Consider the following 18,141-nt stretch of genomic DNA (forward strand, 5'->3'; position numbering starts at 1 on the left):
GAGTGACGAGGGAAGACATCGGTTACCAGCCCCCGAGCCGCGACGCGCAGCGTCGCAATGAACACAGTAAAATATTACCCCCTGTTGCGGAAAGCGCTTACCGTAAGAGAGTGGTTCTCGTGTGCCTCCATGGGGGCGCTTCACGGTGATGAAAGGTTGCTCCGCGTTGATCCACTCATATGACCCCCGGACCGGCGAGTCCTTCGGCGATCCCTTCCCCCTCACCTCCGACGAGGAGGTGGACGCCGCCGTCCGCGCCGCGCACGCCGCCGCACCCGCCTGGCGGGCCGCCGACAGGGCCGTCGTCCTCGAAGCGGTCGCCGACGCGCTGGAGGCGAACATCGAGGAGCTGTGGCGGGCCGCCGACGCCGAGACCGCCCTCGGCGAGGTACGGCTGCGCGGCGAGGTCGGCCGGGCCGCCGGGCAGTTCCGGCTCTTCGCCCGGGTCCTGCGCGACGGCGCCCACGTCGAGGCGGTGATCGACCATGCCAAGGCGGAGCCGCCCACCCCCGACCTGCGCCGCATGAACCACCCGCTGCCCGGTGTGGCCGGCGTGTTCGCGGCGAGCAACTTCCCCTTCGCGTTCTCGGTCGCCGGCGGCGACACCGCCTCGGCCCTGGCCGCCGGCTGCCCGGTGGTGGTCAAGGCGCACGACGGGCACCCCCGCACCTCCGAGCTGTCCCACCGGATCATCCAGGGCGCCCTGCCCGACCCCGCGCTCCTCGGCCTCGTCCGGGGGCTGGACGCCGGCAAGGCCCTGGCACGGCACCCCGAGGTGGCGGCGGTCGGCTTCACCGGGTCGATCCCCGGCGGCAAGGCCATCCAGGCGCTCATCGACGAGCGGCCCGATCCGATCCCGTTCTACGGCGAGCTGGGCAGCGTCAACCCGGTGGTCGTCCTGCCCTCCGCCCTGTCCCAGGACCACGGCAAGGGCCTGGCGGCGGGGTTCGCCGCCTCGCTCACCCTGGGCGTCGGCCAGTTCTGCACCAATCCGGGCCTGATGTTCGTTCCCGACGACGCCGAGCTGCTGAAGTCCGTCGCCGAGGCGGTCGCCGCCACCGCGGGCGGACCGATGCTGACCGAGCGGATGCGGGGCGGGTTCCTGCACGGGCTGGAGCGGCTGGGCGCGCTCACCCCCCTCGCCGAGGGACGGCCCGGCGAGGGCGCGTTCGCGGTGACGCCGCAGGTGTTCACCGTCGACCTGGCGGCGTTCGCCGAGGCCCTGCCCGGCATCGCCGAGGAGTGCTTCGGCCCCGCCGCGATCGTGGTCACCTACGCAGACCCCGCCGAGCTGCCCGCCGTACTGGAGCGGCTTGACGGGGCGCTCACCGCCACCGTCCACGGAAGCGACCCCGGAGAGGCCCGCGAGGTCGCCGAGGTGCTCCTCGGGAAGGCCGGGAGGCTGATCTGGAACGGCTGGCCCACCGGGGTCGCGGTGAGCTGGGCGATGCACCACGGCGGCCCCTGGCCCTCCAGCACCGCCCCCGCCCACACCTCGGTCGGCGCCGCCGCGATCCGCCGCTGGCTGACGCCCGTCTCCTACCAGGACTGGCCCGCCGAGCTGCTCCCGCCGGAGCTGCGCGACGACAACCCCCTCGGCGTTCCGCGCCGGGTCGACGGGGTCCTGCGGACTGGAGGGTGACGGTGACGCCGGGGGACGGCCGGCGGCACCGGGCGCTCAAGGAAGACCGGGTGCTCAAGGAAGACCAGGTGCTCAAGGAAGATCGGGGGCTCAAGGAAAACCGGGCGCTAAAGGAAAACCGGCGCCTCCGCGTCTAGGCGGCATGAGCGAGGCGCGGAATGTGACGGCGGACGACTTCGCCGAGTGGTACGCCGAGGCGTTCGTGGAGATCCGGCGAGCGGTGACGCTCGCCGTGGGCGACGCCGACCTCGGCGAGGAGGCCACGGCCGAGGCGTTCGCCAAGGCACTGGTGCACTGGCCGAAGGTCCGGCGGGCGGACTCCCGGCGCGCCTGGGTGTACCGGGTCGCGCTGAACGAGGCCCGGTCGAGGTTCCGGCGGCTGCGCCTGGAACGCCGGTATCTGCAACGCCGCCGGGCGGAGGGGGAGCTTCATCACCCTCCGCCTGAGGAACCGGACACCGCGCTGTGGCGGGCGGTGTCCGGCCTCCCGCCCCGGACCAGGACCGCGGTCGTGCTGCGGTACGTCGCGGACCTGAGCGTGGCGGAGGTGGCCGAGGCGATGGGGGTGGCGACCGGTTCGGTCTCGGCGACCCTGCACCATGCCCGTAAACGCCTCGCTCAGGTGCTGTCCGAGGAGCCGAAGGGGGCAGAGCGATGACGTCGATCGACGAGGACGAGCTGCGGAGGCTGGGAGACCATCTGCCGGCGGGGCCGGCCCGCCCGCTGGCGGAGATCGAGGACCGCGCCCGCACGCTGCGCCGCCGGCGGCGCAGCGCACACGTCGCGGTCGCGGCGGTGGGGACCGTGGCCGGAGCGGTGGTGCTGGCGCTCTCCGGGGTCGTCGTCCCGGGGCAGCCCTGGGAGCGGCCGGCGGGAACCGCCGCCTGGGACGTGTTCGCCCCGCCCCCCGCCCAGGCGGGAGGACTGGAATGCGTCGACTCGCTCACCGACCCGGGCGCACTGCCGCCCGAGGGGCGCTATCTGCCGGCGCGTTCGCTGCCGGCGCCCCCGCTGACCGGTTTCGCGGCCGCCGTGGCGCCGTGCGGTCCGGACGACCTCCCCGCCGAGGGCACCCGCCCCTCGGCTGTGGCCGAACAGACCGGTTCCGGCGGCCCGGGCGCGACACCGGTGATCACCCTGTGGGGGCCGGGGGCGGGCCCGTTGGAGGCCGACGACCCGGGCCGGCTCACCGACGTGACGGTGCGCGGTGCCGGCGGGCAGTTGCTCCGCCCCGCGGACGAGGCGGCCCGGACCGCCGGGGCGCTGGTGGTGGCCTGGCGGGAGCACGGACTGTGGTGGAGCGCCCGGTCCCGGGGGCTTCCGGCGGACAAGGTGCTCGCCGCACTCGGCGGACTCGTCCTGGAGGGCGGTACGGTGACCCGCTGGCCGTTGCCGGAGGGTTTCACGGTCACCGTTGACTCCGCGGGGCACGCGCCGAGGCCCCGATGGCGGATGAGCGCCACCTACGGGACGTTCGAGCAGGACGGCGGATTCTCCCTGACCGTCGAGGACCGCGGCCGCAACCCCCTCGCCCACGAGGGCGCCGAGAGGGTGACGATCGCGGCGAAGGACCCCTCGGTACGCGGCGTTGGCTACCTCGCGCATGAGGGCGCGGAGGAGGTCCGCCTGATCTGGATGGCGGCGGACGGCCGCCGGTTCTCCCTGGGGGGCCGTCTCGGCCGGGATGAGGCGCTGCGCATCGCGGCCGGTCTGGAACGGATCGGCGCCGATGACCCCAGGATCGCCGGCAAGGTCGCCACGCCGAGGTCGTGAGGCGGTGCTCCGGGTCGTGATTGACGCAACCATTCGGTTGCCATATGGTTATGGCAACCGAATGGTTGCTATTTGGAGGTGCCCCGTGGGGTTTCCTGATCGAATCGAACGCACCGTGCGCGTGAACCGGCCGGTGGAGCGGGTGTGGGACGCCGTCACCACGGCCGAGGGACTCGGCGCCTGGTTCGGCGACAACGCCGAGATCGACCTGAGCGTCGGCGGCACCGCGAAACTGACCTGGAAGAGCGGCGACGCGGCGGAGCTGCGCATCGAGCGGATCGAGCCGCGGACGGTCTTCGGGTACACGTGGCACATCCACGGCCTGCCCGACCACGACCCGCGCCGTACCTACGTCGAGTTCACCCTCACGCCGGACGGCGACGGCACCGTCGTCACCGTCGTCGAGACCGGATTCGCCCAGCTCGAACCGGCCGAGCACCGCGGAGCGTTCGACGGCAACACCCAGGGCTGGGCACACGAACTCGACGAGCTGGCCGCCTATCTCCGTGTCTGACCAGGCGTCGGAAGCCGTCGCGGAGGCCGTCTTCGCGGCACTGGCCGACCCGAACCGGCGCGCCATCCTCGCCGCGCTCGCCGAGGGGGGACCGGCCACCGCGACGGACCTGGCCGCCAGGCTGCCGATCACCAGGCAGGGGATCGCCAAGCACCTCGCGGTGCTCGCCGAGGCGGGCCTCGTGGCGGCCGAGCCCGGCGAAAGGCGCAGGATCCGCTACCGCCTGCAGGCGGAGCCGATGCGGGTCGCGCAGCGGTTCCTCGCCGCCCTGGCCCGCGACTGGGACGGACATCTCGCGGCACTGCGCTCACACCTGGAGTGATGTGCTCGCACCTGGAGTGATGTCAGGACATCGCTCCCTCATGCCCATGGTGACGCCGGGAGCACGGCGCCACCCGCGAAGGGAAGGAAACACGACCATGAGCGATTCGGGACACACCATAACGTTCCTGGTGGACCAGACCCCTGAGGAGGTCTTCGCCGCCGTCACCGACGTCCGCGAGTGGTGGTCGCAGGACATCGAAGGGCCCACCGACGAGCTCGACGGCGAGTTCACCTACCGTTCCGGAGAGAACCACCACTGCACGATGCGGATCGTGGAGCTCGTGCCCGGGGAGAGGGTCGTCTGGCTGTGCCTGGACAACCACTTCGGCTTCACCCGGGACAAGACCGAGTGGATCGGCACGAAGATCGTCTTCGAGATCTCCGAGGAGGACGGTGGGACGCGGCTCCGCTTCACACACCAGGGGCTGGTCCCCGACTACGAATGCTTCGACGTCTGCACGACGGCCTGGGACGGTTACGTCGCCGGCAGCCTGAGGAGCCTGATCACCACCGGCCGGGGTGATCGTGACAACGCCGTCCGGAACGCGAAGGCGCTGGCGCGACTCGGCTGAAGGCGGTCGTGCGACGGCGGGCCGGTTCGCGGGGATCGGTTCACGAGGGCCGGTTCATGAGGGCCGGTTCACGCGCCGGGGCCCCGGTCCGCCGTACGCGACCGGGGCCCCGGCTCCCTGAGAGGGTCAGCGCACGCGGCCCGCGCCCGCGTGCTGCGACACCGACAGCCGGACCGACTCCGCCGGGTCGATCCCGGTGTGCAGGACCGGGGTCCAGCCCGCGTCGGAGCCGAGGTCGGGGTCGTGCTCGGCGTTGTAGACCGCGACGAGGTCGATCGGGGAGACCCTGCCGCCGACCCGCAGCACGTTGCCGCGGGCGGTGAGGGAGGTGCCGCCCCAGTTGTGGAGCAGCGACGCCGGGTCCACCGCGCGGCCGAGCCGGAAGAAGTTGTTCTCCGCGAAGATCTGCGACCCCACGCCCACGCCCAGCGCGTACTCGAAGCCCGAGTCGCCCGGCACCTCGTAGTAGTTGTTGTAGACGTGCACCTGGCCGAAGCGGACCCGGGGCAGCCGCTGGAGCGTGTTCCTGAAGTGGTTGTGATGGACGGTGACCTTGAGCTTGCCCGAGTCGGTGGCCGGGTTGTTGGTCGAGCCGATCAGCATCGTCTTGTCGTGGTCGGTGAACCGGTTCCACGACGCCGTCACGTAGTTGGAGCCCGAGGTGATGTCGAGCTGCCCATCGTGGACCTGGTAGGGCCGCCCGAAGTACAGCGGCTGGCCGGAGTCGGGGTTGTCGCCGTCACTGAAGGTGTTGTGGTCCGCCCACACGTGCGTCGAGCCGGTCACCGAGATGTTGTCGTAGAGGGAGTTCCAGTTGCCCTCGTCACCGTCGGTGGGGTCCCACTGCGGGAAGCAGTCGGCGGTGTCCTCGAAGGTGATGTTGCGGATGATGACGTTGTCGGCCTTGTCGACGTGCAGGTTGACGCCGCGGATGACGGCGTTCCCGCCCACGCCGACGATGGTGGTGTTCGAGGGCACCTTGAGCTTGATGTCCGCGGTCTGCCGGGCCGCGGAGGCGGCACGCGCGTCCTCCTGCGGTCCGGACGGCTCGGTGTCCCGGCCCCACACCGCGGGGTCGTAGGCCGCGAGGTAGGCCTCCAGGGAGTAGCCGCCGGTCACGTAGTCGGCGCAGGTCTTGTCCGGTGCGATGGTCCCCGAGACATAGATGATCCTCGGCCCCGGCGAGGCGAGCGCGGCGGCCAGCTCGGTGCGGGTGGTGACCGTACGGACGTTCGCGGCGGGCGCGGCGGCGCCGCCGGTGGTGCCCGTCCCCTCGGAGGCCCAGCCGTCGCCTCTGGGAAGGGTCTGCCGGCCCAGGTCGGCGCCGTGGCCGTTACCGTGACCGTGACCGGACGAGGTGGCCGGGGCGGCGGGGCCGGGGGCCGCCGCAAGCGCGGGCGGGGCGGCCAGAGCCGCCAGGGACAACAGGGCAGCGAGGGTGACTGTCCGTTTCATGAAATTCCTCCGCAGATCAGGTCAGGTGAGGGGAGGGGGAGGCGCCGGTCGCGGGACCGGCGCCAGGAAGGTCAGCCGCCGTTGCGCTGCTTGTAGGAGGCCTGGGCCTCGGTCAGCTTGGCCGCGAGGGTGTCCAGGAACTGCTTGGCGGTCTGGCTGCCCTGCAGGACCTTCTGGAACTCCGGCTCCGCGTCGGTCTTGGTGATCGCGTTGAACTCGGGCAGGTAGTACGGCATCTGCACGACCTTGGTGGCCGGGTCGTTGAGCACCTTGACCGCCATGGAGACGTGCTGCAGATCCGTGATCCACGGCTCGTCGTTGACCTCGGTGTTGGCCGGCAGCACACCGGTCTTCTCGGCCCAGTAGCTGTTCATCGCCTTGGAGGCGGCGAACTCGGCGAACCTGTAGGCGGCGTCCTTGTTCTTGCCGCTCGCGAACAGGCCGATCCCGGCGACCGGGTTGGACAGGACCGTCTGGACGCCGCCGTCGGACTTCGGCACCGGCATGGCCGCCACCTTGTCCTTGCCGAACGCCTTGACGTGGTCGTTGTACGACCCGAGGTTGTGCTGCATGATCGCGACGGTGCCGCCGTCGAACTGGGCGACCATCTTCACGTAGTCGTTGTTGATGTCGGCCTGCGGGGTGACCTTGTCGTACATGCCGACCAGCTTCTCCAGGGCGGCCACGTTCCTCGGGTCGTTGACCGTCGCCTTGCCGGAGGCGTCGAAGATCTCGGTGATGCCCGACTGGCCGTAGACGACCTCGATCATCTGCGCGATCGAGCCCGCGCCGCCGCGGATGGTGAAGCCGTAGCGGTTCTTGGACTTGTCGGTCAGCTTCTGGGCGGCGGTGAAGAACTCGTCCCAGGACTTGGGCTCCTCCAGCCCGGCCTCCTTGAACCAGTCGGTCCGGTACCAGAAGACGCCCATGTTGGTGGACATCGGCATCATGTAGGTCTTGGCGTCGGGCACGGTCGCCTTGACGGTGTTCACCACCTGCTCGTTCAGCTTGCCGTTCAGCGCCCCGCCGGAGATCCGGGTGTCCAGCGGGTCGAGCGCCTTCTGCGCCACGAGGCTGGCCAGCATCGCGGTGGAGACGCCGCCGACGTCGGGCAGGCCGCCGCCGGCGATGGCGGTGTCGTACTTCTGCTGGACCTGCGCGATCGGGATGCCGACGTACTTCACCTTGATCTTCGGGTTCGCCTTCTGGAACTCGTCGATGATGTGCTGCCACACCGGCGTCCGGGCGGGGCCGCCGTTGTCGTCCCAGAAGGTGATCGTGGTGGTGCCGTCGGAGGACGCGCTGTCGTCCGAGCCGCACGCGGCCAGACCGGAACCGAGCATGAGCGCGGTGGCGAGGACCGCCAGGCGCTTCGAGTGAGCAGTCATTGCTCCCTGCCTTTCAGTGTCTGTCCCCCGACATCGCTGTGATGGTGACGCCTCCGGAGGACCGGCGGCGTGAGATCTTCCCTGTCGTTCCGGCGGGCCGGGCACGGCCCGCCGGAGGTGCGTCCGAGACCCGCCCGCGCGGGCCCCTCCCGGCGGCCGCGGGCCCGGAGGCCGGGCCCGCGGTGGCCGGAGATCATGTCGTGGCCTTCTCTGCCAGTGCCGCGGCGGCGGCGCGGTCCAGCCGCCCGTCCGCGACGACGGTGACGACCCTGCGGGCCAGGGCGTCCTCGACGACCAGTGGCCTCTCCCAGGCGAGCGCGGGGCCCACCCCCGGATACTCCTCGGTGCGGACGAACCAGGGGTCCGACCGCTGGGCGAAGACCAGGGTCCAGCCGGGGGAGGCCAGGGCGAGCCAGGGGGCGGTGGAGCCGTGCACCCGGTCCTCGCCCTCGGCGTCCTCGGTGAAGACCTCCCGGTCGGCGGTCTCGCCCGGCGCCCGCCAGAAGAAGCCGCCGTAGCCGGCCCCGGTCCTGCCCTTGGTGGCCGAGCTGCGGACCTCGAGCGGCGCGCCGGTGAGGTTCGTCAGCGTGAAGGAGAAGTCGAGCGCCCAGCAGCCGTCGAGCTCCACCGCCCGGACCTCGCGCTCCTCCAGGGCGATCTCCGTCCCGTCGGGCCCGCGCCAGGACAGCGTCTCGGTGAAGCCGGCCGGGTCGCGCCGGAGGAAGGCCAGGTGGCGCTGGGAGCCGTGGTCGCCGAGCCAGGCGGGCCCGTGGTCGCGGACGTAGGTGCGCCCGCCCCAGAAGTTGGCGCCGCCCAGGTCGGACACGGCGACGCTCACCCCCAGGTGGTGCACATGGTCGGCGGGGGCGAACTCGGTGACGACGGTCCCGCCCAGCGTCCGCACGGGGTGCAGGTAGGGGCGGGGCGACGACGTCCCGGGCAGCCGGGGCCGGATCACGTACTCGGCCACCCGCACTCCGCCGACGTCGAGACCCACGGCCGATTCATCCGATTCATCCGGACCGGCCGAGTCGGACGAGCCGGTGGTCGCGAGGGCGGGCGGCGCGGCGGCGGTCGGGGCCCACGGCACGTCCAGCTCCGAGTACAGCGCCAGGCGCTCCGCGCTCGCCGCCGTGACCTCGGCGATCCCGGGCAGCACGCGCTGCTCCGCACCGACCTCCTGGAAGGCGTCGGGGATCACCCGGGGTTCGGGTGCCAGCCGTACGGCCTCCAGGACCCGCATGAACCCGGCGGTCCGCTCCAGCGGGACCAGCAGGTCCGCCTCGCCGCGGAGGTGCGCGACCAGGTTCTCCAGCAGGTCGGTCCGGGGGTGCGTCGCCGACGCGCCGCCGAACTCGACGCGGTCCTCGGTGTAGGTGAGCCGGATCCGCCCGGTCTCGCCGTGCACGACCAGGTACGGCTCGTGCCGCCGGTCGGCGCACAGCGACACGGCCACCGTGACCGTCGTCCCGTCGTCCATCCGCAGCCGCGCGGACGAGGTGTCGTCCGCCTCGATCTCGTTGGCGCGGTAGAGCTCCACCTCGACCGACTCGACCTCCGCGCCGGAGACGGCGATCGCGGTGGCCACGGCGTGCGCCAGCGGGTTGGTGAGGACGCCGTCCACCACGTCGACGCCGTCGGCCCGCCGCCTCCCGGCCCACGGCACCCGCGAGTAGTAGGAGTAGGGGCGCGCCCAGGCGCCCGCCGCGCCGATCCCGGTGACCCGGCCGATCGCCCCGTCGCGGACCAGCTTCCGCACCGCAGGGACCGCCTCGGAGCCGAGGCTCTGGAAACCCACCTGGCAGGCCAGCCCGGTCTCCCGTACGGCGGCGGCGATCCGCTCGTAGCCTTCGTAGGTGGAGGCGGGCGGCTTCTCCAGCAGCAGGTGCGCCCCGGCGCGCAGCGCCCGGACCGCGAGGTCGGCGTGGGTGTGGATCGGTGTGCACAGGATCGCCGCCTCGGCGCCGGTCCGCCTGATCAGCTCCTCCAGGTCGCCGGAGAACGCGACCCCCTCGGGCAGCCCTTCGACGGGCCGCACGTCGCACACCCCGGCCAGCTCGACCGTCCTGGCGGCGGACAGGCGCCGCAGGTTCTCCAGGTGCCACCAGCCGTGCCCGTGGGCGCCGGCCAGCACGACCCTGACGGGTTCCGTCACGGCGCCCTCCAGTTCAGTCCCAGGCCGCGGTGGTCCCCGGCGCGCAGTTCGCCCGCCTTCACCGAGACCGGGTACGGCTCGTCGATCAGGCCGAGCGCGGCGAAGGAGGCGTCCTCGACCTCCTCGGCCATGCACGGCAGCGGCAGGGCCAGGGCGAGCTGGCCGGAGATCTCCGGCAGCAGGTGCGGGTAGACCGGCACGCCGAACGCCCTGGCCAGCTCGGCGATCCGCAGCAGCGGGGTGATCCCGCCGACCCGGACCACGTTCGGCTGGACGATGTCGCAGGCTCCGGCGGCGAGCAGGTCCCGGAAGTCGTGGATGGAGTAGGCGCTCTCGCCGACGGCGATCGGCACGTCCACGCACGAGCGCAGCCGGGCCTGGCCGGTCACGTCGTCGGCGGGCAGCGGCTCCTCCACCCAGTGCAGGTCGTACTCCGACAGCGCCGCGATGGCCCGCCGCGCCCTCGGCAGGTCCCAGCGCTGGTTGGCGTCGACCATGAGGAGCGTGTCCGGGCCGATCACCTCGCGCACCGCCGCGACCCGCGCCACGTCCTCCCGCAGGGCGTCGCGGCCCACCTTGACCTTGACCGCCGGGTAGCCGGCCGCGCGCCACCGCTCCGCCTGCGCGACGAGCTCCTCCAGCGGGTAGTGCAGGTTGACGCCGCTGCCGTACACCGGGACGCTGTCGCGCCGCCGGCCGAGCGTCCCGACCAGCCCGCCGTCCCCGCAGCGCAGGTCCCACAGCGCCAGGTCCACCCCGGCCAGCGCGATCGTGGTCAGGCCGCCGCCGCCGGCCTCCCGCAGGTGCCGCCACAGCCGGTCCCACACGACCTCCGGGTGCGGCTCGCACCCGATGACGGCCTCGCGGATCTCGTGGTCCAGCAGCGCCCGTACGGCGTGCGCCCCGATCTGCGGCGTCCAGGAGAAGCCGCGCCCGGTACGGCCGTCCGACAGGGTCAGCTCCACGACGATGACGTGGTTGGCGGGCACGTCGACGCCCCACGGGCGGGACAGGGCCACGGTCCGCAGCGTCGTGGACAGGCCGGTGACCACCGGACGCCCGCCGGCGAGGCCGCCCGTCGCCATCCCGCCGCCCGGCCCGCCCGGCCGCGCGGCCTCCGCCGGTGCGCCGTCCGGCGGCGTCCCGGAGCCGGACGGCGCGCCGCCGGTCATCGTCCCTCCACCAGGGCGAGCCCGGTCGTGGTCAGCTTGACGAGTTCCTCCAGGTGCTCGGCGGACGGCTCGACCAGCGGCGGCCGGACCGGGCCGGCGTCCAGCCCCCGGTACCGCACCCCGGCCTTGACCAGCGACACCGCGTACCCGGGGACCTTGCCGCGCAGCCGTACCAGCGGCGCGTAGAACTCCCTGATCAGCCGCTCGTCGCCGTTGAGGTAGGCGGTGGCGATCTCCGGGGCGAAGCAGAACACCGCGCTGGAGTACAGGTCCACGCCGATGCCTCGGTAGGCGGGCATGGTCAGCTCGGCCGTGGGCAGCCCGTTGAAGAACAGGAAATCCGGCCGTTCCTCCCGCACCGCCAGCACCGTGCGCTGCATGAGGTCGATGTCGCCGACGCCGTCCTTGATGCCGGCGACGCCCGGGATCCGGGACAGCTCCACGGCCTGCTCGGGGGTCAGCACCACCGAGCCGCGCTGGTAGATGATCACGGGCAGCACCTCGGCGACCGCCGCCACGTAGGCCGCGTAGCCTTCGCGCGGGCCGTTCGTCAGGTAGGGCGGCATGAGCAGCAGCCCGTCCGCGCCGGCCTCCCGGGCCGCCCGCGCCTGGGCGAGCGCGGCGCCGATCGGGCCGCCCGCCCCGGCCAGCACCGGCACCCGGCCGCCGACGGTCTCGGTGGCGACCCGCACCGCGCGGGCGTGCTCGGCCTCCGACAGGGCGGAGAACTCGCCGGTCCCGCAGGCCACGAAGACCCCGCCCGGCGAGTGAGCGAGACCGCGCCGCAGGTGCTCGGCCAGCACGTCCTCGGCCAGGGAGCCGTCCGGTCCGAACGGCGTGACGGGGAAGAACAGCACTCCGCTGAGGTTCATCAGGACTCTCCGATCTCTGTGCGCCAGCTGCGCTTGGCCTGCCAGCCGAGAAGTCGTCCGGCCTTGGCGGAGGAGAACGCGGGGGAGGAGCCGGTCAGACCGGCCGCGAACTCCGCCGTGGCGGGGTTGAGCCGGGGCAGCAGCTCAGCCAGGGGCTCGCGGGCCAGCGCGTCGGCCGCGCTCGCGAAGAACACCTCGCCCGACGGCAGCTCCGGAAGCCGGTCCAGCAGGGTCAGCACCAGGTCCGAGGCGTCGCGGGCGTCGATGTAGTTGAACAGCGACGTCCCGGCCAGCTCCGGCCGGTCCAGCCGTTCGGCGATCGTGTGCCCGGACTGGGTGGGCGCGCCCGCCCACTCCTCGGGGGCGACGACGAAGCAGGGCCGCACGGCCGCGAACCTCGCGGGCGACCGGCGGGCGAAGGAGGCCGTCACCTGCTCGGCGACCAGCTTCGACAGGCTGTAGGCGTTGCCCGGGGCGACCGGGTGGTCCTCGTCGATCGGCAGGTAGGACGGCTTCCAGCCCGGCGTGCCGTACCCGATGACCGTGGGGCTGCTGGCGACCACGACCCGCTCGACGCCGACGCCGCAGGCCGCCTCGCACACGTTGAACGCGAGCTGGGTGTTGACCCGGAAGGTGAAGGCGTCGGTCCGGCTGAACGGGGTGGCGATCGCGGCGAGGTGGACCACGGCGTCCGGGCGGAAGCGCGTCATCACCTCGAACGTCTCGCCGAGGTCGGTCAGGTCGGCCGGGAGCGTCTCGGCGGCGCCGGCGGGGGTGCCGGGCGCGGTGTCCACGCCGATCACCTCGTGACCCGCCTCGGCGAGCGCGGTGACCACGCTGCGGCCGAACCGGCCGGCGCTTCCGGTGACGAGAGTGCGGACCACAGGACTCATCCCTTCACCGCGCCGGCGGACATGCCCTGCACGAGATAGCGTTGGATGACGGCGAAGACCAGGACGACGGGCACGGCGGCGACGACGCCGCCCGCGGCCAGCGCGCCGAAGTCGACGCTGAACTCGCCCAGTGAGTAGGCGAGGCCGACCGGCACCGTGAACTTCTCCTGCTCGCTGACGAACATCAGCGCGAACAGGAAGTTGTTCCAGCTGTGGATGAAGGCGAAGGAGCCGACCGCCACCAGCGCCGGGCGCAGCAGCGGCAGCACGACGGCGAAGAAGGCGCGCAGCCGTCCGCAGCCGTCCACCCACGCGGCCTGCTCCAGCTCGATCGGCACGTTCCGGATGAAGCCGCTGATCAGGATGAGCGAGAGCGGGAGCTGGAAGACGGTCTCGGCGATCACCAGGCTCCACAGCGAGTTGACCAGGCCGAGGGTCCGGAAGATCTCGAACAGCGGGATCAGCATCATCGCGCCGGGGATGAACTGCGTGCAGAGCATCCCGAGCATGAACGCCTTCTTGCCGCGGAAGTCGTACCGGGCCAGGGCGTAGCCGCCGGCCAGCGCGATCACCGTGGTCATGATCAGCGAGGCGACGCCGACCATCAGGCTGTTCTTGAAGAAGACCGCGAACCCGAGCTCGTTCCAGACGGTCTCGAAGTTGTCGAAGGTGACCGGCCAGGGCAGCAGCGAGGTCGATCCCCTGGGCCGTACGGCGAAGACCAGCATCCAGTAGAAGGGGACCAGCGTGAACAGGAGGTAGAGCCCGAGCGGGACCCAGATCTGCCAGCGGCTGACCCGCATCCTCTCCCGGCTCTTCGTGCCCCGGGGCGCCGTCGTCGGGCCGGGGAGACGTGGCCGTGCGGCCGTCTGGACGGTCATGACTTGGCTCCGAACTTGCTCAGTCGCAGGTAGGCGATCGAGAAGAAGGTCAGGATGAGGAACGCGGCGGTGGTCAGCGCCGAGCCGTACCCGAAGTCGTGGGACTGCGCGGCCTTGCTCGCCACGTACAGCGGCAGCGTGGTCGTCGCGTGCGCCGGGCCGCCGCCGGTCAGCGTGTACAGCAGGTCGACGTTGTTGAACTCCCACACGCAGCGCAGCAGCGTGGACAGGACGATCGCGTCCTTGAGGTGCGGCAGCGTGACGTTCAGGAACCGCTGGCGGCGGGTGGCGCCGTCCACCGACGCCGCCTCGTACAGCTCCCTGGGGATGCTCTGCAGGTCGGCGAGGAGCAGGATCGCGAAGAACGGCACCCCGCGCCACAGCTCGGCCAGGACCGCCGCCCAGAACACGGTGCCGGGCTGGGCCAGCGGGGCGGCGCCGTACTCGATGAGCCCCAGGTCGGCGAGGTAACGGGACACGCCGGTCGTGGGGTTGTAGAGCAGCACCCAGATCCCGGTGGTCAGCACCCCGGACACGGCCCAGGGGGAGAACACCAGGGCCCGTGACAGTCCCCGGCCGACGAAGGTCTCGTTCACGATCAGCGCCAGGAAGAGGCCGAAGACCAGCTGCAGTCCCACCTCGACGGCGACCCACCGGACGCTGAAGCCGAGGCTCTGCCAGAACAGCGGGTCCTCGAACAGCAGCCGGCGGAAGTTGTCCAGGCCGGCGAAGCCGTTGTCCCAGGGTTTGGTGACGTTGTAGTTCTGCAGGCTGTAGTAGATGACGCTGGCCATCGGGTAGACCAGGAACCCGAGCATCGCGATCACCGCGGGGGCGATCAGCAGGTAGGGGGTTCGCGCGGCGCCGCGCGACCGGCGCATCCGATGGTTCGCCGTGGAGGCCGTGGAGATTGCCATGACCGGCGACTCCTTCGTGTTCGACGGGGGGATTCGGCGTCGCGAGCTGCAACCGGTTGCATGAAACATGGCGGACATCTGTTCGCAACGTCAAGGGCTCAATTTGGTAAACCCGGGCTCACCAGCGAGTTTTCCCGTATTTTCCGAAGCGGGTTCGGTGCAACCGTTGCCATGGTGTTTCGGGGAGCTCGATCCCGTGCCGTTGACAGCGCTGCAACCGTTTGCACTAATGTGCACGAGGGCGCGACAGGGCGCGACGAAGGAGCACAGTGGCAGCGACGATCAGGGATGTGGCGCGGGCATCGGGAGTCCATGTCTCGACGGTCTCCCGCACCTTCTCGGCACCCCACCTGGTCAACACCGAGACGCGCAACCGGGTGCTCGCCGTCGCCGAGGACCTCGGCTACCGGCCCAACCGGGCCGCCCGCGCCCTCACCACGGGCCGCACCCACAACATCGGCCTGATCGTGGCCGACATCTCCAACCCGTTCTTCCCCCCGCTGATCAAGGCCGCCCAGGCGCACGCCAGGGCCCGCGACTACCATGTGTTCGTCGCCGACACCGACGAGGACCCGCAGGTCGAGGAGGAACTGATCCAGACCCTCACCAAGCAGGTGGACGGAGTGCTGCTGTGCAGCCCCCGGCTGTCCAACCGGGCCATCGAGCGCCTGCACGCCGACGTGCCGTTCGTCGTGGTGAACCGGCGGATCAAGGGGATGCCGACCATACTGATGGACGTCGCCCAGGGCGCCCGGCTCGCGATCGAGCACCTGACCGGGCTGGGGCACCGCAGGCTGGCCCTGGCCGCCGGGCCGAGCGGCTCGTGGACCAGCGGGCAGATGCGCGAGGCCGCCTCCGCCGCGGCCGCCGCCTCCGGCGCCGAACTGGTGATCCTCGGCCCGAACGCGCCCACCGAGCAGGGCGGCCTCGCCGTCGCCGCCGAGGTGGTCGCCTCCGGCGCGACCGGCGTGCTCGCCTACAACGACATGGTCGCCATCGGGCTCATCGAGGGCCTGTACGAGCGGGGCGTGCGGGTCCCGGACGACGTCAGCGTGGTCGGCGTCGACGACACCGTCTCCGGACGGCTGAACCGGCCGAAGCTGACCACCGTCGCCATGCCGACGTCCGCCGCCGGGCGGATGGCGGTCGACCTGCTGCTGCAGTCCGTCGGCGACGGCAGGACTTCCACCCTGACCACCCTGGAGACCCGACTGGTCGTCCGGGAATCCACAGGAGAGGCGCGATCGTGAACGGCGAGGCCACACGGAACGGGGACACCACGGCGACCGGGGACGAGGCCGGGTCGCGCCGGCCGTTCGGGACCACACCCGACGGCGAGGAGGTCTGGCGGCACACGCTGGAGAACGGCCGGATGCGCGCGTCGGTGCTCACCTACGGCGCGGTCCTCCAGTCGCTGGAGGTCTCCGGGGTCGATGTCGTGCTCGGCTGCGACACCCTGGACGACTACCTGACGCGCAGCCGCTACTTCGGCGCCGTCGTCGGCCGGTACGGCAACCGCATCGCGGGCGGACGGTTCACCCTCGACGGCGTCACCCACCGGCTGCCGGTCAACAACGGCCCCAACAGCCTGCACGGCGGGCCCGCCGGTTTCTCCCAGCGCGTGTGGCGGGCGACCGAGGTCTCCCCGGAGGCGGTGACGCTCACCTACGTCAGCCCCGACGGCGAGGAGGGCTACCCGGGCACGCTGACCGTCTCGGTCACCTACACGCTGACCGGGGACGCGATCCGGCTCGACTACCGCGCGACGACCGACGCGCCGACCGTGCTGAACCTGACCAACCACTCCTACTTCAACCTCGCCGGCGGCGGCGACGTGCTGGACCACGTGGTCCGCATCGACGCCGCCCGCTACCTGCCGGTCGACGACACGCAGATCCCGACCGGCGAGCTCGCCCCGGTGGCCGGCACGCCGTTCGACCTCACCGCACCGCGCAGGATCGGGGACCGCGTCGACGACCCGGCGCTGGGCGGCGGCTACGACCACTGCTACGTCCTGGACGGCGGCATCGAGGTCACCGACCCGGCGAGCGGCCTGACCATGGAGGTCACCACCACCGAGCCCGGCGTGCAGTTCTACACCGGCAACCTCCTCGACGGCGTCGCCACGGCGTACGGCAGGCACGCCGGGCTCTGCCTGGAGACCCAGCACTTCCCCGATTCGCCGAACCAGGAGCACTTCCCCTCGACGGTGCTGCGGCCCGGCGAGGAGTTCGCCTCCACCACCGTCTACCGCTTCCGCTGACCGGCCCTACGGGCGCGCCGACCCCGCATGGCGCGCCGATCCGGGACGTCACGGCAGACCGGGGCGGTACGGCGGGGCCGGACGGGCGGCCCGGGGTATGAATCCCGGCGGGAACGCGGTCCGCGGGGGCTCCGCGGGCCGCTCGTCTTTCTCGGGGGGCCTGCCATGACCGTCTACACTCTGTCGATCATCGAGGGGGAGGCCGGCCGGGACGCGGTCGGCACCGAGCTCTTCTCGCCCGGCTGCCCGATCCACTTCAGCCGGCTCGACCCCTACACGCTGACGTGGCTGTCGGAGAACGGGTACGAGGAGCCGGGCCGGCACGTCCTCGTCACCCCGGCGGGCCGGGAGCCCGGCGCGCTCAACGTCGTCGCCTCCCGCGAGGTGGACCTCTGACCCCGGCCGGCGTCGGCCCGGCCGGTACCCGGGTGGCGCGGGCCCGGCCGTACGTGAGGCGGCGCGGGCCGGTGGCGCCGTCAGGCGCGTGGCCCCGTAGGCCGGTGGCGCCGTCAGGCGTGGGCTCGTGGCGCGGTCAGGCGTGGGCCTGGCCGGTGAGCGCGGCGGTGGCCCCGAGGCCCAGGTAGATCACGCCGCTGCCGGTGTCCAGCCGGCGGCGGGCGCGGGCCGAGCGGCGCAGGCGGCCCGCCATGGCCGAGGCCAGCAGGGCGTAGGCGCCGTCGCTGATGACGCCGAGGACGATCCAGATCACGCCCAGCAGCATGACCTGCGGGGCGATCGCTCCCCGCGACGGGTCGGTGAACTGCGGCAGGAACGCTAGGAAGAAGATGGCGGTCTTCGGGTTGAGCACGTTGACCACGAAGCCCTCCCAGAACAGCCGGGAGCGGGAGGCGATCGGCGGCGCGGCCGCGTCGAGGTCGCCGGAACGGGTCATCAGCTTGCGCACCCCCAGCCACACCAGGTAGGCCGCGCCGAGATACTTGACCACCGCGAACGCGGTCGCCGAGGCCGCGAGCAGGGCGCTGATCCCCAGCGCCGCGGCGGCCACGTGCACCACCGATCCCAGGTGGACGCCGAGCATCGACACCAGCCCCGCGCTCCGGCCCTGGGCGACGCTGCGGGTCACGATGTAGAAGACCGCGGGGCCCGGCACGAGCAGCAGGGCGAGCGTCGCTGCGGTGAAGAGGGCGAGTGTCGTCAGGTCCGGCATGTCCGTATCGTAGGGCGGCCGGCCTCGCCGTCGCCGCCGGTTTTCCGCGCCTTCTCCGTGCTTTCCCCGCACCGGAGAGGCACCCTCGCTGCCGGGAGCCGGGAGCCGGGAGCCGGGAGCCGGGAGCCGGGAGCCGGGAGCCGGGAGCCGGG

At 72.3% G+C, this 18,141-nt stretch carries 19 protein-coding genes; 10 read left to right on the forward strand and 9 right to left on the reverse strand.

What is annotated here, in order from left to right; genetic code table 11:
• The first annotated feature begins 166 nt into the window (after positions 1 to 166).
• From AB0D67_RS03235 to AB0D67_RS03265, 7 genes are all read left to right on the forward strand, one after another.
• A complete protein-coding gene (locus AB0D67_RS03235) occupies positions 167 to 1,642 on the forward strand; it encodes an aldehyde dehydrogenase (NADP(+)) (RefSeq protein ID WP_362929315.1) in 1,476 nt (491 codons plus the stop codon).
• Positions 1,639 to 1,779: a hypothetical protein gene (locus tag AB0D67_RS03240; RefSeq protein WP_362929317.1), complete on the forward strand. Its 141-nt coding sequence runs from the start codon at positions 1,639 to 1,641 to the stop codon at positions 1,777 to 1,779. Before AB0D67_RS03235 ends, AB0D67_RS03240 begins: the two co-directional genes overlap by 4 nt.
• Before the next feature lie 5 nt (positions 1,780 to 1,784).
• Entirely contained in the window at positions 1,785 to 2,300 is a 516-nt protein-coding gene (locus AB0D67_RS03245; RefSeq protein WP_362929319.1) for a sigma-70 family RNA polymerase sigma factor, read from the forward strand.
• On the forward strand, positions 2,297 to 3,415 hold the full coding sequence (locus AB0D67_RS03250; RefSeq protein WP_362929321.1) for a hypothetical protein: 1,119 nt from the start codon (positions 2,297 to 2,299) through the stop codon (positions 3,413 to 3,415). Before AB0D67_RS03245 ends, AB0D67_RS03250 begins: the two co-directional genes overlap by 4 nt.
• Before the next feature lie 61 nt (positions 3,416 to 3,476).
• Complete coding sequence (locus AB0D67_RS03255; protein ID WP_362929323.1) at positions 3,477 to 3,929, forward strand: SRPBCC domain-containing protein; 453 nt, start codon at positions 3,477 to 3,479, stop codon at positions 3,927 to 3,929.
• Positions 3,922 to 4,251, forward strand: a complete 330-nt coding sequence (locus AB0D67_RS03260; RefSeq protein ID WP_362929325.1) for a metalloregulator ArsR/SmtB family transcription factor — start codon at positions 3,922 to 3,924, stop codon at positions 4,249 to 4,251. Before AB0D67_RS03255 ends, AB0D67_RS03260 begins: the two co-directional genes overlap by 8 nt.
• A gap of 97 nt (positions 4,252 to 4,348) precedes the next feature.
• On the forward strand, positions 4,349 to 4,825 hold the full coding sequence (locus AB0D67_RS03265) for an SRPBCC domain-containing protein (protein WP_362929327.1): 477 nt from the start codon (positions 4,349 to 4,351) through the stop codon (positions 4,823 to 4,825).
• 126 nt (positions 4,826 to 4,951) lie between these two features.
• Here the strand turns inward: AB0D67_RS03265 and AB0D67_RS03270 are convergent, their stop codons facing one another.
• From AB0D67_RS03270 to AB0D67_RS03305, 8 genes are all read right to left on the reverse strand, one after another.
• A complete protein-coding gene (locus tag AB0D67_RS03270) occupies positions 4,952 to 6,280 on the reverse strand; it encodes a pectate lyase (protein WP_362929329.1) in 1,329 nt (442 codons plus the stop codon).
• Positions 6,281 to 6,351: 71 nt separating this feature from the next.
• Complete coding sequence (locus AB0D67_RS03275; protein WP_362929331.1) at positions 6,352 to 7,668, reverse strand: sugar ABC transporter substrate-binding protein; 1,317 nt, start codon at positions 7,666 to 7,668, stop codon at positions 6,352 to 6,354.
• Between the two features lie 193 nt (positions 7,669 to 7,861).
• A complete protein-coding gene (locus AB0D67_RS03280; RefSeq protein WP_362929333.1) occupies positions 7,862 to 9,823 on the reverse strand; it encodes a DUF6807 family protein in 1,962 nt (653 codons plus the stop codon).
• The gene (locus tag AB0D67_RS03285; RefSeq protein WP_362929335.1) at positions 9,820 to 10,995 is read right to left on the reverse strand and encodes a mandelate racemase/muconate lactonizing enzyme family protein; all 1,176 of its coding nucleotides are present in this window, start codon (positions 10,993 to 10,995) and stop codon (positions 9,820 to 9,822) included. The genes AB0D67_RS03280 and AB0D67_RS03285 overlap by 4 nt, the downstream gene beginning before the upstream one ends.
• Positions 10,992 to 11,867 carry a 5-dehydro-4-deoxyglucarate dehydratase gene (locus tag AB0D67_RS03290; protein ID WP_362929337.1) on the reverse strand — a complete coding sequence of 292 codons (876 nt, stop codon included), beginning with the start codon at positions 11,865 to 11,867 and terminating at the stop codon, positions 10,992 to 10,994. Before AB0D67_RS03290 ends, AB0D67_RS03285 begins: the two co-directional genes overlap by 4 nt.
• Positions 11,867 to 12,760: an NAD(P)-dependent oxidoreductase gene (locus AB0D67_RS03295; protein WP_362929339.1), complete on the reverse strand. Its 894-nt coding sequence runs from the start codon at positions 12,758 to 12,760 to the stop codon at positions 11,867 to 11,869. The genes AB0D67_RS03290 and AB0D67_RS03295 overlap by 1 nt, the downstream gene beginning before the upstream one ends.
• On the reverse strand, positions 12,757 to 13,641 hold the full coding sequence (locus AB0D67_RS03300) for a carbohydrate ABC transporter permease (protein ID WP_362929341.1): 885 nt from the start codon (positions 13,639 to 13,641) through the stop codon (positions 12,757 to 12,759). Before AB0D67_RS03300 ends, AB0D67_RS03295 begins: the two co-directional genes overlap by 4 nt.
• Positions 13,638 to 14,558 carry a sugar ABC transporter permease gene (locus AB0D67_RS03305; RefSeq protein WP_362929343.1) on the reverse strand — a complete coding sequence of 307 codons (921 nt, stop codon included), beginning with the start codon at positions 14,556 to 14,558 and terminating at the stop codon, positions 13,638 to 13,640. The genes AB0D67_RS03300 and AB0D67_RS03305 overlap by 4 nt, the downstream gene beginning before the upstream one ends.
• A gap of 269 nt (positions 14,559 to 14,827) precedes the next feature.
• On the opposite strand from AB0D67_RS03305, the gene AB0D67_RS03310 reads away from it, so the two are divergent.
• The 3 genes from AB0D67_RS03310 (at position 14,828) to AB0D67_RS03320 (ending at position 17,217) form a co-directional block, all read left to right on the forward strand.
• Positions 14,828 to 15,808, forward strand: coding sequence for a LacI family DNA-binding transcriptional regulator (locus AB0D67_RS03310; protein WP_362929345.1), 981 nt, complete (start codon positions 14,828 to 14,830; stop codon positions 15,806 to 15,808).
• Positions 15,805 to 16,821, forward strand: a complete 1,017-nt coding sequence (locus AB0D67_RS03315) for an aldose epimerase family protein (protein ID WP_362929347.1) — start codon at positions 15,805 to 15,807, stop codon at positions 16,819 to 16,821. Before AB0D67_RS03310 ends, AB0D67_RS03315 begins: the two co-directional genes overlap by 4 nt.
• A gap of 165 nt (positions 16,822 to 16,986) precedes the next feature.
• Positions 16,987 to 17,217, forward strand: a complete 231-nt coding sequence (locus AB0D67_RS03320; protein WP_362929349.1) for a hypothetical protein — start codon at positions 16,987 to 16,989, stop codon at positions 17,215 to 17,217.
• A gap of 136 nt (positions 17,218 to 17,353) precedes the next feature.
• Here the strand turns inward: AB0D67_RS03320 and AB0D67_RS03325 are convergent, their stop codons facing one another.
• Positions 17,354 to 17,989: a LysE family translocator gene (locus AB0D67_RS03325; RefSeq protein WP_362929351.1), complete on the reverse strand. Its 636-nt coding sequence runs from the start codon at positions 17,987 to 17,989 to the stop codon at positions 17,354 to 17,356.
• Positions 17,990 to 18,141 lie beyond the last annotated feature (152 nt).

This window comes from Streptosporangium sp. NPDC048047 (assembly GCF_040653115.1).
Lineage (GTDB): Bacteria > Actinomycetota > Actinomycetes > Streptosporangiales > Streptosporangiaceae > Streptosporangium.